Source organism: Bacillus bruguierae (assembly GCF_037104725.1).
GTDB classification, from domain to species: domain Bacteria; phylum Bacillota; class Bacilli; order Bacillales; family Bacillaceae_G; genus Bacillus_A; species Bacillus_A bruguierae.
In genome coordinates, this window is record NZ_JBAWSX010000009.1 from 79016 (window position 1) to 97102 (window position 18087).

The 18087-nt window shown below is 37.3% G+C and carries 14 protein-coding genes and 1 riboswitch; all 14 genes read left to right on the forward strand.

Annotated features, from left to right (window positions below; all coding sequences use genetic code 11):
* The first annotated feature begins 132 nt into the window (after window positions 1–132).
* The 14 genes from pnp (at window position 133) to WAZ07_RS15755 (ending at window position 18036) form a co-directional block, all read left to right on the forward strand.
* Window positions 133–2286, forward strand: a complete 2154-nt coding sequence (pnp, locus tag WAZ07_RS15690) for a polyribonucleotide nucleotidyltransferase (RefSeq protein WP_336473213.1) — start codon at window positions 133–135, stop codon at window positions 2284–2286.
* Between the two features lie 259 nt (window positions 2287–2545).
* Window positions 2546–3445: a polysaccharide deacetylase family protein gene (locus WAZ07_RS15695; RefSeq protein WP_336473214.1), complete on the forward strand. Its 900-nt coding sequence runs from the start codon at window positions 2546–2548 to the stop codon at window positions 3443–3445.
* A gap of 88 nt (window positions 3446–3533) precedes the next feature.
* Window positions 3534–4778, forward strand: coding sequence for a M16 family metallopeptidase (locus WAZ07_RS15700; protein ID WP_336473215.1), 1245 nt, complete (start codon window positions 3534–3536; stop codon window positions 4776–4778).
* 487 nt (window positions 4779–5265) lie between these two features.
* On the forward strand, window positions 5266–5517 hold the full coding sequence (locus WAZ07_RS15705) for a YlmC/YmxH family sporulation protein (RefSeq protein WP_090912798.1): 252 nt from the start codon (window positions 5266–5268) through the stop codon (window positions 5515–5517).
* Window positions 5518–5685: 168 nt separating this feature from the next.
* Window positions 5686–6588 (forward strand): dipicolinic acid synthetase subunit A, encoded by a 903-nt coding sequence (gene dpaA / locus WAZ07_RS15710; RefSeq protein ID WP_336473216.1) that lies wholly within the window; start codon window positions 5686–5688, stop codon window positions 6586–6588.
* On the forward strand, window positions 6585–7184 hold the full coding sequence (locus WAZ07_RS15715) for a dipicolinate synthase subunit B (protein ID WP_090912803.1): 600 nt from the start codon (window positions 6585–6587) through the stop codon (window positions 7182–7184). The genes dpaA and WAZ07_RS15715 overlap by 4 nt, the downstream gene beginning before the upstream one ends.
* A 149-nt stretch (window positions 7185–7333) precedes the next feature.
* Window positions 7334–8380: an aspartate-semialdehyde dehydrogenase gene (gene asd / locus WAZ07_RS15720; protein ID WP_090912805.1), complete on the forward strand. Its 1047-nt coding sequence runs from the start codon at window positions 7334–7336 to the stop codon at window positions 8378–8380.
* A gap of 22 nt (window positions 8381–8402) precedes the next feature.
* Window positions 8403–9614 carry an aspartate kinase gene (gene dapG / locus WAZ07_RS15725; protein WP_336473217.1) on the forward strand — a complete coding sequence of 404 codons (1212 nt, stop codon included), beginning with the start codon at window positions 8403–8405 and terminating at the stop codon, window positions 9612–9614.
* 23 nt (window positions 9615–9637) lie between these two features.
* Entirely contained in the window at window positions 9638–10516 is an 879-nt protein-coding gene (dapA, locus tag WAZ07_RS15730; RefSeq protein ID WP_336473218.1) for a 4-hydroxy-tetrahydrodipicolinate synthase, read from the forward strand.
* An 829-nt stretch (window positions 10517–11345) separates the two neighbouring features.
* Window positions 11346–13016, forward strand: coding sequence for a ribonuclease J (locus WAZ07_RS15735; RefSeq protein WP_090912811.1), 1671 nt, complete (start codon window positions 11346–11348; stop codon window positions 13014–13016).
* Between the two features lie 244 nt (window positions 13017–13260).
* Window positions 13261–13992: a ClpP family protease gene (locus tag WAZ07_RS15740; RefSeq protein ID WP_413788901.1), complete on the forward strand. Its 732-nt coding sequence runs from the start codon at window positions 13261–13263 to the stop codon at window positions 13990–13992.
* Entirely contained in the window at window positions 13989–14195 is a 207-nt protein-coding gene (locus WAZ07_RS15745) for a YlzJ-like family protein (protein WP_090912815.1), read from the forward strand. Before WAZ07_RS15740 ends, WAZ07_RS15745 begins: the two co-directional genes overlap by 4 nt.
* A 235-nt stretch (window positions 14196–14430) precedes the next feature.
* A complete protein-coding gene (locus WAZ07_RS15750) occupies window positions 14431–16800 on the forward strand; it encodes a DNA translocase FtsK (RefSeq protein WP_336473220.1) in 2370 nt (789 codons plus the stop codon).
* 172 nt (window positions 16801–16972) lie between these two features.
* Window positions 16973–17075, forward strand: a riboswitch (purine riboswitch).
* A 235-nt stretch (window positions 17076–17310) separates the two neighbouring features.
* A complete protein-coding gene (locus WAZ07_RS15755; RefSeq protein WP_090912819.1) occupies window positions 17311–18036 on the forward strand; it encodes a GntR family transcriptional regulator in 726 nt (241 codons plus the stop codon).
* Window positions 18037–18087: the final 51 nt, after the last annotated feature.

Consider the following 18087-nt stretch of genomic DNA (forward strand, 5'->3'; position numbering starts at 1 on the left):
TTGTTAGGTAAAAATATATCTTCTACTCTTGATAGCTTACTGTATTTTCGGTAATACTAGAGGAAGAATATTGTGATATATTATCCATTTACATAGAAGAATTGAATATTTTAAATTGAGAGGGGTACTTAAATGAGTCAGGAAAAGCAAGTCTTCTCGATAGATTTGGCTGGTCGTCAGCTAACGATTGAAACAGGTCAGCTTGCAAAACAAGCAAACGGAGCAGTATTAGTAAGGTATGGCGACACAGCAGTTCTATCTACAGCAACTGCATCAAAAGAGGCAAAAAATGTAGATTTCTTCCCACTAACAGTAAACTATGAAGAACGTTTATATGCAGTAGGGAAAATTCCAGGCGGCTTTATTAAACGTGAAGGTCGTCCAAGTGAGAAAGCGATTTTAGCGAGCCGTTTAATCGATCGTCCAATTCGTCCTCTTTTTGCTGATGGTTTCCGTAATGAAGTACAAGTTGTCAGCATTGTAATGAGTGTAGATCAAGATTGTTCTTCAGAAATGGCAGCTATGCTTGGTTCTTCATTAGCATTATCGATTTCAGATATTCCATTTGAAGGCCCGATTGCTGGTGCGACAGTTGGTCGTATTGACGGTGAATTTATTATGAATCCAACAGTTGAACAACAAGAGAAGAGTGATATTCACCTTGTTGTTGCTGGAACAAAAGATGCGATTAACATGGTAGAAGCTGGTGCAGATCAAGTGCCTGAAGAAACGATGTTAGAAGCAATTATGTTTGGTCATGAAGAAATTAAACGTTTGATTGCATTCCAAGAAGAAATTGTACAAGCAGTTGGAAAAGAAAAAACGGAAGTTCAGTTATATGAAGTGAACGCTGAGCTTGATCAAGCTGTACGTGAAATGGCAGAGCAAGATATGCATTCAGCAATTCAAGTGCACGAAAAACATGCGCGTGAAGATGCAATTAATGCAGTGAAAAAGCGTGTTATCCAGCATTATGAGGCGCAAGAAGCTGATGCTGAAACATTAGGACAAGTAAATGAGATTTTATATAAAATTGTAAAAGAAGAAGTACGTCGTCTTATTACAGTTGAAAAAATCCGCCCAGATGGTCGTAAAGGTGATGAAATTCGTCCTCTAGCATCAGAAGTAGGGATTTTATCTCGTACGCATGGTTCTGGTTTGTTTACACGTGGACAAACACAGGCATTAAGTATTTGTACATTAGGAGCATTAGGCGATGTGCAAATTTTAGATGGTCTTGGTGTAGAAGAGTCTAAACGCTTCATGCATCATTATAATTTCCCATCCTTTAGTGTTGGTGAAACAAGACCAATGCGTGGACCAGGTCGTCGTGAAATTGGGCACGGTGCGTTAGGTGAACGTGCTCTTGAACCTGTTATTCCATCTGAAAAAGATTTCCCATATACAGTTCGTCTTGTATCAGAAGTATTAGAATCAAATGGTTCTACTTCTCAAGCAAGTATTTGCGGTAGCACTTTAGCGATGATGGATGCAGGTGTTCCGCTTAAAGCTCCAGTTGCTGGTATTGCAATGGGACTTGTGAAGTCTGGTGAGCACTACACAATTTTAACGGATATCCAAGGTATGGAAGATCACTTAGGTGATATGGACTTTAAAGTAGCTGGTACAGCTCAAGGTGTAACGGCACTTCAAATGGATATTAAAATTGAAGGGTTATCACGTGAAATTTTAGAAGAAGCATTGCAACAAGCAAAAGTTGGACGTATGCACATTTTAGATCATATGTTATCTGTTATTGCTGAGCCACGTACGGAGTTATCTCAATATGCTCCTAAGATTGTGACAATGACAATTAATCCGGACAAAATCCGTGATGTTATTGGGCCAAGTGGAAAGCAAATTAACAAGATTATTGAAGAAACAGGCGTGAAAATTGATATTGAACAAGATGGTACAGTCTTTATTTCATCTATTGATCAAGAGATGAACGAAAAAGCGAAGAAAATTATCGAAGATATCGTTCGTGAAGTGCAAGTAGGTGAAATTTATTTAGGGAAAGTAAAACGAATTGAAAAATTTGGTGCTTTCGTTGAATTATTCAGTGGTAAAGACGGTCTTGTTCATATTTCTGAATTAGCACTTGAACGTGTAGGGAAAGTAGAAGATGTTGTGAAAATCGGTGATGAGATTTCAGTAAAAGTTATCGAAATCGATAAACAAGGTCGTGTAAACTTATCTCGAAAAGTATTGCTTAAAGAAGAGCAGGAAAAAGAAGCTGCAAAGCAAGAGCAAGAAAAAGAAGCTGCAAAGCAAGAACAAGAATAAGCAAAAGAAAAGCTAAGGGATTCCCTTAGCTTTTTTATTATGTAAAAAACCTTGGGATATATCTCAAGGTTTTTTGTATATAACAGAGTATAGTTTTAATGAGAACGTTTAAATTAACAATGATAAGAAAAGAAACTTTTGATTACTTTGTTTTAACGAAGAGTACATCAAAAGAATAGAAGGGAAATCGGACTAACTATTAGTCGGTGGATGGAAGACCCCTGACTGATGGAAGTTTCACTTTACTGGAGGGTGCTTTATGAAAATTCGCATCATTTTATTTATAGTTATATTATGGTTCGCCCCTATGCATATTTCGTATATATCATATGCAAAAGACCGTTTGTATGAAGAGATTGAAGAAAGAGCAAAAGTGTATGCGATTCCGCCGCAAAATGCATGTATTGATAGAGTGTGGAAAGCGACGCCAGGATACAATGGGAAGGAAGTAGATGTAAGGGCTTCCTATGGTAACATGAAGAGGTATGGCAGTTTTGATGAGAAGCAATTGGTATACCGAGAAGTATCGCCAAAAGTACATTTAACAGACTTACCACCTACACCGATTTATAGAGGGAATCCAAGTAAAAAAATGGTTGCTCTTACCATTAATGTTGCTTGGGGGAATGAATATCTTTCGCGGATGTTAGAAATACTGCAAAAGCATAATGTTAAAGCAACTTTTTTTCTAGAGGGAAGATGGGTAAAAGAGAATTTACGTTTTGCAAAAATGATTGCAGATGCTGACCAGGAAGTGGGAAATCATTCATATACGCATCCTGACATGAGAACCTTGTCAGTTCATGCAATTCATGAACAATTACAAAAAACGAATCAAGTCATTGAAGCGGCTACAAATCAAAAAGTGCGTTGGTTTGCACCTCCAAGTGGTAGTTTTCGTGACGATGTTGTTCATACTGCTGCAAAAATGCACATGGGGACAATTATGTGGACAGTGGATACAATTGATTGGAAGCATCCAGAACCGCACGTATTGCTACAGAGAGTGTTAAGTAAAGTACATCCCGGTGCCATTATTTTAATGCATCCAACTTCTTCTTCAGCGGAATCGCTTGATACATTGATTTCAAAGTTAAAAGAGAAAGGGTATACCGTAGGAAACGTATCTGCTTTAGTAGACGAAAAGCGTATTGATTAAACACATTTGCATGACATTCGCCCTTAAACTTGTTATGATTATATAATAGAATCTTTTTACAGAGAATTTGTCAATAGGAGGAAGGCTTTTGATCAAAAAATATACATGTAAAAATGGAGTAAGAATCGTAATGGAGCATATTCCAACAGTACGTTCTGTTGCAATTGGAGTATGGATTCATGCGGGATCACGAAATGAAAATGAAACGAATAATGGGGTTTCTCATTTTTTAGAACACATGTTTTTTAAGGGGACGAAAACACGTAGTGCTAGAGAAATTGCAGAGTCCTTCGATAGCATTGGCGGGCAAGTTAATGCGTTTACATCAAAGGAATATACATGTTATTATGCAAAAGTGTTAGATGAACATGCAAAATACGCACTTGATATTTTGACGGACATGTTCTTTAATTCAACGTTTGTTGAAGAAGAATTGAAAAAAGAAAAAAATGTTGTGTTTGAAGAAATTAAAATGTATGAAGATACGCCAGATGATATTGTCCATGATATGTTAACGAAAGCGACGTATGAGACGCACCCGCTGGCATATCCTATTTTAGGAACAGAGCAAACGCTTGAAACGTTTACAGGCGATATGCTTCGTGAGTATATGAAAGATCATTATACACCAGAAAATGTTGTTGTTTCTATTGCTGGTAACATTGATGAATCCTTTGTTCAAATCGTCGAACAATATTTTGGAAATTATGAAGGAACGACAAATCGCGAACAAGTACATAACCCTAGTTTTCATCCAAATAAAGTAGCACGTAAAAAAGAAACAGAGCAAGCCCATTTATGTTTAGGATTTAAAGGATTACAGATGGGCGATGAAAGTATCTATAATCTAATTGTATTGAATAATATTCTAGGCGGTAGTATGAGTAGTCGTTTGTTCCAAGAAGTGCGTGAGCAGCGCGGGTTAGCGTATTCTGTATTTTCTTATCATTCTTCTTATGAAGATACAGGTATGTTAACAATTTACGGGGGAACGGGCAGTCAGCAACTCGATATGTTGTACGAAACAATTCAACAAACACTTGATACATTAAAAGATACAGGTATCACAGAAAAAGAATTACTTAACAGTAAAGAGCAACTAAAAGGCAATCTGATGTTAAGTTTAGAAAGTACAAATAGTCGGATGAGCCGTAATGGTAAAAATGAATTACTTCTAAAAAAACACCGTTCTTTAGATGAAATTATTGAAAGTGTAAACAGTGTTACAAAAACAGATGTAGATACATTAATTCGTGACATGTTCACAGATGAGTTTTCTGCAGCACTGATTAGTCCAAATGGAGAACTTCCAAAAGGGATAAGTCAAAAATAAACAAGTAAAAAACACCGTTTCTTATTAAGGAGAAACGGTGTTTTAATTTGTCCCGCTACTTTAGGGTAGTAAGACTCCCACCTCAAGATTCTGAGCAAGCCGCCTCCGCTTTTCTAAAGAAGATAGGTGGGAGATAACTGCTGGTATGCGCCCGATTGGGCAGGATTTCCATCAGTGGGGGATGAAGAAAAACCCCCACTGATGGAAGTTTCACTTTATATTTGTATATCTATTCATTTAATTGTTTCAGCATAAAAGTTGCTGCTATGCAGAATACAATATGATCTGCGCTCGCTTTCTCTTTTTGTTGTAAACCTTGCATGTGGTAGGATGACCGTTTCTATGCACGGCCAGATGCTCTCTTAAAAAGAAAAGAGGTTCTTATATCATTTTTTTACTTATATATGGGTATTTTTTTTGAAGTTTAGAATAGGTACTTAATATAAAGAAATCTTTTAATTAGAGTGTTATGTAAGGAGAGGATGGAATGCGATTAAGTGAGCTAAGTGGGAAAGAAATTGTTGATTTACAGCGTGCGGAAAGAATGGGAGTACTAGGGCATGCTGACCTAGAGATTGATGAAAAAGATGGGAAGATTCAAGCACTCATTATTCCAGTTGGAAAATGGGGAGGGTTTAAACGAGGACAACAAGAAGTGCGTGTGGAGTGGAGTAGAATTAAAAAAGTGGGGCAAGATATGATTATTTTTGACCTTGCTAATTATTCAGATTCTAATTAAAAGATGACCCTTACGGTCATCTTTTTTATTGTGGGAATCCATAGATGTAAATCACCCTTACTTTGTTGTTTTCAATCACCTTATACTCGTACATTACATATGATGTGGAGGAAAACGAAAAAGTAGGCACTTTTCTTATAATGAGAGAAAAAGAAGGTGAAGAAAAGAATGTTGACTGATATTCATATTGCTGTCATAGGAGGAGATGCAAGACAGCTTGAAGTCATTCGTAAGCTAGTTGAGCTTGATGCAAGACTCTCATTAGTAGGCTTTGACCAACTTGATCATGGATTTACAGGATCAGCAAAAGAGAGTATGCAAAATCTCGATTTTACTTCTTTAGACGCCATCATTTTGCCGGTAGCTGGAGCAGATGCAAACGGACAGATTGATACAATTTTTTCTAATGCAAAAATTAGGATTACAAAAGAACAAATCGAAAACACGCCAGCACATTTTACGATATATTCAGGTATTAGTAACACTTACTTAGATACAATTGCTTCTTCAACGAATCGAAAACTTGTCAAATTGTTTGATCGTGATGATGTAGCGATTTATAATTCAATTCCAACTGTTGAAGGGACCATTATGATGGTTATTCAACATACCGATTATACAATTCATGGATCTACAGTAATGGTATTAGGTTTTGGGCGAACTGGAATGAGTGTAGCAAGAGCGTTTCAGTCACTAGGAGCGAAAGTGAAAGTAGGTGCTCGTCGTTCTGAGCATATCGCTCGTATTACAGAGATGACATTTACACCATTTCAAATGCGAGATATAGAGCAAGAAGTACAAGATGTTGACATTGTCATTAATACAATTCCGCACCTTATTGTAACGGCAAGTGCAATTTCAAAAATGCCTGCCCATACATTAATTATTGATTTAGCCTCTAAACCGGGAGGGACAGACTTCCGTTATGCAGAAAAGCGAGGGATTAAAGCTTTGTTAGCTCCTGGACTTCCAGGAATTGTTGCACCAAAAACAGCCGGACAGATTCTCGCAAATGTCCTTTCTAATTTATTAATGGCAGATGTAGATGCAAGAAAGGAGAATAAAAAATGAGTGTAAAAGGTAAACGAATTGGCTTTGGACTAACAGGCTCACATTGTACGTATGCAGAAGTCATGCCTCACTTAGAAAAACTTGTTGCAGATGGAGCGGAAGTACTACCTGTCGTATCGTATACATTACAAACGACAAACACAAGATTTGGTGAAGGTGCAGAGTGGGTTGAGAAAATAGAAGCCATTACAGGTCATAAAGTAATTGATTCTATTGTAAAGGCAGAACCGCTTGGTCCGAAAATTCCATTAGATTGCATGGTTATAGCGCCATTAACAGGAAATACGATGAGTAAATTCGCGAATGCAATGACAGATTCACCTGTATTAATGGCTGCCAAAGCTACACTAAGAAATGGTAAACCTGTTGTATTAGCAGTTTCAACGAATGACGCTCTTGGGTTAAATGGTGTGAACTTGATGCGCCTTATGGCAACAAAGAATATTTATTTTGTGCCGTTTGGGCAAGATTCACCGTATAATAAACCGAACTCTATGGTGGCGCGTATGGAATTACTGCAAGATACAATTGTAGAATCGATGGAAGGAAAACAACTGCAACCTGTAGTTGTAGAAAAATTCAAGTATATGAATTAATAAGCGAAAAACAGACAATTTTTTTCATGAAACCATCATTCTTATCGCAGAATATGATAAAATTAATTCTATTAAGAATGAGAAGGAGTATTTGTTACTCCTTTTTATTCTAAGTATAGAAGGATTGGTACCTAGAAAGGGGCATAGTGATGGAAAAGAAAAAATCTTTTCATGTCGCTGTAGTTGGAGCAACCGGCGCAGTTGGTGAACAAATGTTAAATACTTTAGAGAAACGTAATTTTCCAATTGGGAAGCTAACGTTACTTTCATCTAAACGTTCTGCAGGTAAAACGCTTTTATTTAAAGGAGAAGAAGTAACAGTACAAGAGGCTACTCCTGAAAGTTTTGAAGGAGTGGATATTGCACTCTTCAGTGCAGGTGGGTCTGTATCAAAACAATTAGCACCAGAAGCTGCAAAGCGCGGTGCAATCGTTGTCGATAATACTAGTGCGTTCCGCATGACAGAAAATGTCCCGCTTGTTGTACCAGAAGTAAACGAAAAAGATTTATTAGAACATAATGGAATTATTGCAAATCCAAACTGTTCTACAATTCAAATGGTAGTTGCTCTTGAACCAGTTCGTCAACACTTTGGTTTAAAACGAGTAATCGTTTCCACATATCAAGCTGTATCAGGAGCAGGAGCCGCTGCAATTGAAGAGCTTCACGAACAATCACAAGCCATTTTAAACGGTGAAGAAGTAAAAGCGAATGTTTTACCAGTAAAAGGTGATGAAAAACATTATCAAATTGCCTTCAATGCGATTCCGCAAATTGATAAGTTTGAAGATAATGGCTTTACATTTGAAGAAATGAAAATGATTAATGAAACAAAGAAAATTATGCATATGCCAGATCTTGAAGTAGCTGCTACATGCGTACGTTTGCCAGTTGTATCTGGTCACTCTGAATCTGTTTACATTGAAGTGGAAAAAGAAGGTGTAACAGTAGAAGATGTGCGTAATCTGTTAGCGAATGCAGAAGGAATTGTACTGCAAGACAACCCAGCAGAACAAGTATACCCAATGCCAGCAACTGCAGTTGGTAAAAACGAAGTATTTGTTGGTCGTATTCGTAAAGATTTAAACAATGATAAAGGATTCCATCTTTGGGTCGTATCGGATAACTTATTAAAAGGTGCTGCATGGAACTCTGTTCAAATTGCAGAACGATTAGTGAAATTACAATTAGTGTAAACGGCTAAAAGAAGGTGCGAAAATGAAAATTATTGTCCAAAAATTTGGTGGTACATCTGTACGTGATGAAAATGGTCGAGAACATGCTCTTCATCACATCAAAAAATCATTAAAAGAAGGCTATAAAATTGTAGTTGTTGTATCTGCAATGGGACGCAAAGGTGAGCCTTATGCGACGGATACATTATTAAGCCTTGTAAATGAAAAACAGTCGTTCATTTCAAAACGTGAACAAGATTTATTGTTGTCTTGTGGTGAGTTAATTTCAGCAATTGTGTTTTCAAATATGTTAAATGAAAATGAAATTAAAGCAGCAGCATTCAATGGTGCACAAGCTGGTTTTATCACAAATGATGATTTTACAAACGCTAAGATTATTGAAATGAATTGTGAACGTATATTAAAAGAGTTAGAAGAAGTAGATGTAATCGTTGTAACAGGTTTCCAAGGCCAAACGACAGAAGGCGATACGACAACACTGGGACGCGGGGGTAGTGATACATCAGCGTCAGCGTTAGGTGTTGCACTTCATGCTGAATATATTGATATTTTTACAGATGTAGAAGGTGTGATGACCGCTGACCCACGTATTGTAAAAGATGCGCGTCATCTTGAAAATGTAACATATAATGAAATCTGTAATATGGCATATCAAGGTGCGAAAGTTGTTCATCCGCGTGCAATTGAAATTGCGATGCATGCAAAAGTTCCATTACGTGTGCGTTCGACATACTCTGATAGCGAAGGAACTTTAATTGCAGCGTATGATGGCGCACGCGACGTACAAGAACGTCCGGTAACTGGTATTGCTCATTCTTCAAGTGTCACGCAAATTAAAGTGTTGTCTAAGGACGGAGCATACGACCTACAAACAGAAGTGTTCAAAGAAATGGCAAATGAAAAGATTAGCGTAGATTTGATCAATATTTCTCCTACAGGTGTAGCATACACAGTTAGTGATGATGTTGCAGATCGAGCTGTTGAAGTACTTCATAAGCTTGGATATGATCCAATTGTAACCGAGCACTGTGCAAAAGTATCTATTGTTGGAGCTGGTATCGCAGGTGTTCCAGGTGTGACTGCGAAGATTGTGACAGCATTAGCTGAAAAGGGTGTTCAAATATTACAGTCTGCAGATAGCCATACGACAATATGGGTACTTGTGAAAGAAGAAGAACTGATAGATGCCGTAAATGCGCTTCATTGTGCATTTGAACTTTCAAAAGAAAAGTAACTGGAATGATAAGGAGTGAGACCATGAGAGATTTTGGGACAATTGCAACTGCGATGGTCACACCGTTTGATAAAAATGGAAACATCGATTTTGCAAAGACAACAAAATTGGTAAACTATTTGATTGATAATGGTACAACATCAATCGTTGTAGGAGGAACAACAGGTGAATCTCCTACGTTAACATCTGAAGAAAAGGTAGCGCTATATCGTCATGTTGTATCTGTTGTCGATAAAAGGGTGCCCGTAATCGCTGGAACTGGTAGCAATAATACACATGCTTCTGTCGAGCTTACGAAAAAAGCGGAAGAAGTAGGCGTAGATGCTATTATGTTAGTTGCACCGTATTATAATAAACCAAGCCAGGAAGGTATGTATCAGCACTTTAAAACAATTGCTGAAAGTACAAAACTGCCGATTATGTTATATAACGTTCCGGGGCGATCTATCGTACAAATTTCTGTTGATACAGTTGTTCGTTTATCGCAAATTCCAAACATTGTTGCAATCAAGGATGCAGGCGGCGATGTATTAACAATGACAGAAATCATAGAAAAAACAGATGATGATTTTGCCGTATACAGTGGTGATGATGGATTAACATTGCCAGCGATGGCAATTGGAGCAAAAGGTATTGTATCTGTTGCTTCTCATATTATTGGTAACGAAATGCAAGACATGATTGCGGCATTTCAAACTGGTGATATGAAAACAGCGCAAACACTTCATCAATTGTTAGTAAGAGTGACGAATGCATTATTTATGGCGCCGAGTCCAACTCCTGTTAAAACTGCACTGCAAATCGTAGGATTAGATGTTGGATCTGTTCGTCTCCCTCTTCTGCCATTAACTGAAGTAGAAAGAACGAGATTACTTGAAGTTATACAATCTATTCCTCGCTAATACGAAAGTGGCTTAGTGATATGTGCTAAGCCACTTTTTTGTGTTTAGTAATACTCCCACCTCAAAATTCGATAAAGCATTGTCCAGATTCTCCTCCTAGCCCCTTATGTCTAAACAGTCGTCTTCGCTTTTCTTTATGATCCAGCTCCAGCGGCTAGAACAGTCGGTGGCTTCGCGTCTTCCGCCGAGGCAAAAAGCGCCTCTATGTCAGAAGCTCCATCCCCCTCTTGTTCTGAGCGAGCCGCTTCCGCTTTTCTTTATAAGTTGCTGCTATGCAGAATACAACATGACCTGTACTCCTTGCTCCTTTTGTTTTAAACCTCGCATGTGGCAGGAAATGGACCTGACCGCTTCTATGCACGGCCAGATGCTCTCGTCCCCCTAAAAGGAAAGGGGGGGGGGTATATCGTTTTTTTACTTGTATATATAGGTGATGAATAAAGAAAATTCATACTGCTAGATGTCTCACTTTGCTTCTTGCAAGTAGTAGTGAAATAAATCCAGTTTATCATCTTATACATATTCTTCTCTTTTCTTTCTTATAATTTAACTTGTGTTCTATTTCTTATATCAGTTATAATATGGCTAAGTAGCTTAGTACGGGTATGCTTAGCAAAAATGGAAAAACTTTACGGATTATCGGATTTTGTATGAAATTACATAAAACATATGATTTATATAATGAAAGAGAGGTGGAACCTGGTTTAAAAACAAAAAACGTGATAAGACCTTCGTTTTAGATGTTGAAAAATGATGGTGGAGTTTCCCCTGGTTTCTCTACAATGTTAGTGGGATCAGTTTTTACAATAGTTTTAAACCAGGAAACAACATGAAGAAGAAAGAGATAGATACTGTAAAAGTATTCGCTCTCGGTGGAGTGGGCGAAATTGGAAAGAATATGTACTGCGTAGAAATTGATTCTGAAATTTTTATTGTGGATGCAGGACTTATGTTTCCGGAAGAAGAGATGTTTGGAATAGATATTGTTATTCCTGATATCACATATTTAGTGGAAAATAAAGAGCGCGTAAAAGGGTTATTTTTAACACATGGTCATGAAGATCATATTGGTGGTATCGTTTATGTGTTAAGAAAATTAGATATTCCAGTTTATGGAACAAAACTAACAAATGGTCTTGTGAAAGAAAAATTAGGAGAAGCAGGTATGTTAGGTCGCGTTGATTTAAGAACGATTGATTCTAATGCTACTGTAGAATTCGATACAACAACTGTTTCTTTCTTTAAAACAACACACAGTATTCCTGATGCCGTGGGTGTTTGCTTCCATACTTCACAAGGTGCAATTGTATATACTGGTGATTTTAAATTTGATCAAACTCCTATTGGGAATAATGGTTCGGATATTGGAAAAATGGCGCAAATTGGGAATGAAGGTGTACTTTGCTTACTATCTGATAGTACAAATGCAGAGCGCCCTGGCTATACAGGATCTGAGAGAGAAGTCGGTTTGGAAATATCTAAAGTATTTTATAATTCAGAAGGCCGTATTATTGTGGCCTCATTTGCTTCTAATGTACATCGTATTCAACAAGTTTTTGATGCAGCATATGAAACTGGGCGTAAGGTAGCGGTAGTTGGACGAAGTATGGTAAAGGTTGTTGATATCGCGTATAATCTAGGGTATTTAAATATTCCAGATGGTATGTTAATTTCATTGCAGGATGTTGATAATTATCCTGAGAAAAAGGTGACAATATTAACGACTGGTAGCCAAGGGGAGCCAATGGCTGCTCTTTCTAGAATGGCAAGACAAGCTCATAAACAAATTTCAATTCGTAAAGGTGATACAGTCATTATTGCTGCATCTCCAATTCCAGGGAATGAAACATCTGTTTCAAGAACAATTGATTTACTATTTAGAGCAGGTGCGGATGTAGTATATTATGGAGAAAAGAAAGTACACGTTTCCGGACATGGTAGTCAAGAAGAATTAAAGTTAATGTTGAATTTAATGAAACCAAAGTACTTCTTGCCTGTACATGGTGAATTTCGTATGCAAAAGGCGCATGCCCGTTTAGCTCAAGATGTTGGTATTCACTCGGATCGTATTTTTATCACGGAGAAAGGTGAGGTAATCTCCTTTACAGATGGTGAAGCGAAACCAGCAGGTAAAGTTCCTGCTGGAAATGTATTGATTGATGGGTTAGGCGTTGGTGATGTTGGGAATATCGTGTTACGTGATCGAAAGATGTTATCACAAGACGGTATTTTAGTCGTTGTTGTGACGCTTGGAAAAGAAGAGAAAAAAATTATTTCTGGACCAGAAATAATTTCACGAGGCTTTGTTTATGTTCGTGAATCTGAAGCGTTAATTGAAAAATCAACTGATATTGTGCGTACAATTGTAGAACAATCTATTAAAGAATATTCTATTGAATGGTCTACGTTAAAACAAAATATTCGTGAGTTACTTGGACAATTTTTATTTGAAAAAACGAAGCGAAAACCGATGATTTTACCAATTATTATGGAAGTATAAGAAGTGGCTACCTATTTATAGGTAGCTTTTTCTTTTATCTCGCTATTCGCAGGCAGTAAGACATCCATCTTAAGATTAAGATCCAGCTCCAGTGGCTAGAATGTTCGATGGCTTCGCTTCTTCCTGCGAGGTAAAAAACACTGATGGAAGTTTCACTTTATCCTCTTTCGAATGAAATTTATAACTTAACAAATAATAGTTGTATACGTGAGAAAGGGGTTACGATATGGTAGAGCGTGATGAAATGAAAAATGAAGAAAAAGAGGCCGAGACAAAAGAAGAAGTGAAAGAAGCTTCTGTACTAGAGAAAATTCAGCAACTTGGACAAACAAATGTCCCGCAATTAAATGAATCACGTATTCATTGTTTAACAATTGTAGGGCAAATTGAAGGGCATGTGCAATTGCCGCCGCAAAATAAAACAACCAAATATGAGCATGTTATTCCGCAAATTGTCGCAATTGAACAAAATCCTAAAATTGAAGGGTTGTTAATTTTGTTAAATACAGTTGGAGGGGATGTAGAAGCTGGGCTTGCGATTTCTGAAATGATTGCTTCGCTTTCGAAACCAACTGTATCGATTGTTCTTGGTGGAGGCCATTCCATAGGTGTGCCGATTGCGGTATCAACAGATTATTCATTCATTGCAGAAACAGCAACAATGACAATTCACCCTATTCGTCTTACAGGTCTTGTAATAGGTGTTCCACAAACATTTGAGTATTTAGATAAGATGCAAGAGCGTGTTATTCGTTTTGTAACAAAGCATTCAAAAGTAACAGAAGATCGTTTTAAGGAGTTAATGTTTGCAAAAGGGAATTTAACACGAGATATTGGTACAAATGTTGTAGGCATGGATGCGGTGAAATATGGTTTAATTGATGATGTTGGAGGGATTGGCCAAGCGATTAAAAAATTAAATGAATTAATTGATACAAAAACATCAACTGAACAAGGCGGGGCGTTGTTGCAATGATTTTGTATACGATTATGCCAGAACAACTCGTGTATCCGATAGATCATACAGAATTTGCGAAGCAGAAAATGATACATGTAGATGGTATTGATATGGTTGTAGAAATGGGAAATGAAAATAATTATTCTGTTGTACGTGTATTAAGTACAAACCCTCAGCATTTTTTACAGTATGAACCTGGGCAGAAAATATCCTTTTCGTAAAAGCAGGATTTTGTTTATGAGCTATGGTATAATATAAAAAACAAGAGGGTGAAGCAGCCGTGTGTAGGCTGCTTTCTTCAATTTATCCTGTAAAATCCTGTTTGAGTGGATGAAAAAGCATGCATGGAAGTTTCGCTTTCTTCGATTTAAAATAATCCGTGGGTAAAATAACGAGATGGAAACTGCACTTGTTCTAAGAAAAATATATTTTTGAATGAGAATTTGAGGTGAAGAAATGGCAAAACAAAAGCAAATAGGGACGAAAACAAAAGCAAGACGTACCATAAAGCCAACTTTGTACTACGAAATCGTTGGTTTGACTCTTTTTGCGCTCTCCATCATTACAATTATGCAACTAGGTGTTGTCGGAAAAGCATTCGTGCTATTTTTTCGCTTTTTCTTTGGAGAATGGTACATACTTGGAGTCCTTGGGGTTATTGTACTTTCTATAGCATTTGTTATAAAACGAGAGTGGCCGAATTTATTAAACAAACGATTGATTGGTCTATATTTAATTGTATTAGCTATATTGATGTTTAGTCACATTACATTAGTCAGCCTTTTAACAAAAGATGGGGCAGTGCAAAGTACATCTGTTATTGTAACGACAAAAGATTTGTTTTTTCATGAAATGAAAAAAGGAGTCGACTCGGTACACTTAGGTGGGGGAATGTTTGGGGCTATTATGTTTGCGACATGTTACTTTTTATTTGATGAGGTTGGCGCGTACATAATTGGAATGATTCTCATTTTACTTGGTGTACTATGCATTACAAATAAACATATAGGAGAAGTACTTGCGCCGATTGGACATATACTTAGACGGCAATTTGAAGTGATGCAAGGTGATTATAAAGACTGGCAAACGAAACGCGCTGCTGAAAAAACTGAAAAGAAAAAGACTGCTCGTACCCGGAGTGAGCGTCATGTACCAAAAGCCCCGCAGTTAGTTGACAGTATAGAAGAGGTTGATATAGCGCCGCCAATTATATCAAACTTTACTGAAAACTATGCAACGCCAGATCCAATAAGTGAAGAATCCTTTATTCCTGAAGCAATTCAAGAAGAAGCTTTGCCTATACAAGAAGAAAAGACAAAGCGGAAAAAAGGTGAAAAAATTGTTGAATCGATTGCCGGAGAGACGACAGCGCCGCCAATGCATTTTTCCGATGTTGAAAATAAAGATTATAAGTTGCCGTCTTTAGAGCTATTAAAGTTTCCGAACAATAAGCAAGTAACAAATGAAAATGAAACGATTTATGAAAATGCTCGAAAGTTAGAACGAACATTCCAAAGCTTTGGTGTGAAAGCGAAAGTAACGAAGGTTCATAGAGGGCCAGCTGTTACAAAATATGAAGTGTATCCTGATATGGGGGTTAAAGTTAGTAAAATTGTTAGTTTAAGTGATGATTTAGCACTAGCTTTAGCGGCGAAAGATATTCGAATTGAAGCACCAATTCCAGGGAAATCAGCTGTTGGAATTGAAGTGCCAAATTCAGAAGTTGCAGTGGTTACGTTAAGAGAAGTATTAGATTCGAAAGCGAATAATCATCCGGAAGAAAAGCTATTAATTGGACTTGGGCGTGATATTACAGGAGAAGCTGTATTGGCTCGCCTAAATAAAATGCCTCATTTACTCGTAGCGGGCGCAACCGGTAGCGGAAAGAGTGTATGTATTAACGGGATTATTACAAGTATTTTAATGCGTGCTAAACCGCATGAAGTGAAACTCATGATGATTGACCCAAAGATGGTAGAATTAAATGTATACAATGGTGTCCCGCATTTATTAACGCCTGTTGTGACAGACCCGAAGAAAGCGTCACAGGCACTAAAAAAGGTTGTCAATGAAATGGAACGGCGTTATGAATTGTTTGCCCATAGCGGAACACGTAATATTGAAGGGTATAACGAATACATTAAACAACATAATGAACAATCTGAAGCGAAGCAACCAGAACTTCCGTATATTGTTGTTATCGTGGACGAGCTGGCAGATTTAATGATGGTTGCTTCTTCTGATGTAGAGGATGCGATTATGCGTCTGGCACAAATGGCACGTGCAGCTGGTATTCATTTAATTATTGCGACGCAGCGCCCATCTGTAGATGTTATTACCGGTGTTATTAAAGCGAATATTCCATCGCGAATCGCTTTTGCGGTTTCTTCTCAAACTGATTCAAGAACAATTCTTGATACAGGGGGAGCGGAGAAATTATTAGGACGCGGTGATATGTTGTTCGTACCGATTGGTGCTTCTAAGCCAGTTCGTGTACAAGGTGCATTTTTATCAGATGATGAAGTAGAGAAAGTAGTAGAATATGTTGTTGCGCAGCAAAAAGCACAATATCAAGAAGATATGATTCCACAAGATGTACAAGAAACGATGCAAGAGGTAGAGGATAATTTATATGATGAAGCAGTGCAGCTCGTTGTAGATATGCAAACCGCATCAGTCTCTATGTTGCAGCGTAGGTTTCGTATTGGATATACGCGTGCAGCCAGGTTAATTGATGCAATGGAAATGAACGGCGTTGTTGGTCCGTATGAAGGAAGCAAGCCTCGTGAAGTGTTGATAAAAGATATTCAAGAGAAAAGTTCATGATAAAGAAGCCGATTGGAAGTGATTCTAGTCGGTTTCTTTATTGAATAGAAATGATAGCGCTTACTATCAGTATGTTTTGTTGGGAATACGAATGGTTGTGTTTTTTTAAATTTCAACGTTCGATTTTTTTCTTGGATTGTATTGACAGTAATCATATCAAGTGGTACGATTACTTCGAAATCAAAATATCCCTCATATAATCTTGGTAATAAGGTCCATAAGTTTCTACCTAGCAACCATAAATTTGCTAGACTATGAGGAAAAAGTGTCAATACAAGGTGTATAGCAACTTTGTTCCTAACTTTTTCAACATATGAGAAATGTAAGGTGCAAAGTTTTTTTTATGGGTTAAAGAAAGAAAATTCCATTTAACGAAATTATTAGGACTTATTCGACAAGTTACAATTTTCTTATTTTTATTTAAGAGGATTCATGATATATTGAATGTGGAAGAAATAGGAAAGAGGTCTTACATCAGAGGTCGAATAAGTGGAGTGCGAGGGGAGTCTTATGTCAGTAAAATCAGATAGTCGACATTTGTATTTACGAGTGATTGACCATATTAAAGAAAAGATTAAAAGCGGTGTATATAAAGAGAAGCAAAAGCTACCGTCCGAATTTGATTTAGCGAAAGAATTAGGTGTGAGTAGAGCAACCTTGCGAGAAGCACTTCGAATTTTAGAGGAAGAAAGCGTTGTCATTAGGCGGCACGGTGTAGGGACATTTGTGAATGCAAAACCTTTGTTTTCTTCAGGAATTGAACAATTATCTAGTATTACAGATATGATCGCTAATGCAGGAAAAAAGCCAGGTACAGTATTTCTATCATCAGCAGTAGGGAATTTAACGGAAGAAGAAAAAGAAAAATTTAATAGTGAAGATGGTTTTGAAACACTTATGATTGAACGCGTTCGTACAGCAGATGGGGAACCTGTTGTTTATTGCGTTGATAAGTTACCGAAAGAAGTTCTTCCTGATTTGTCAGAATACAAAGAGGAATCACTGCTTACGGTCATTCATAGAAATACACATAAACGCATTACGTATGCTGTTGCTCATATTGAACCACTCGGTTATCACTCTAAAATATCACCAATTTTAGAATGTGAACCGGAAACAGCATTACTTGTATTAAAGCAAATGCATTATGATCAAAATGATGAACCGATTTTATATTCTATTAATTATTTTCGAGCAGACAAATTTAGCTTCCATGTGTTAAGAAAGCGTATGTAAATTGTACCCATTTTAGGGAGGTGACAGCAAGAAAATAGGGGCATGGCTGTA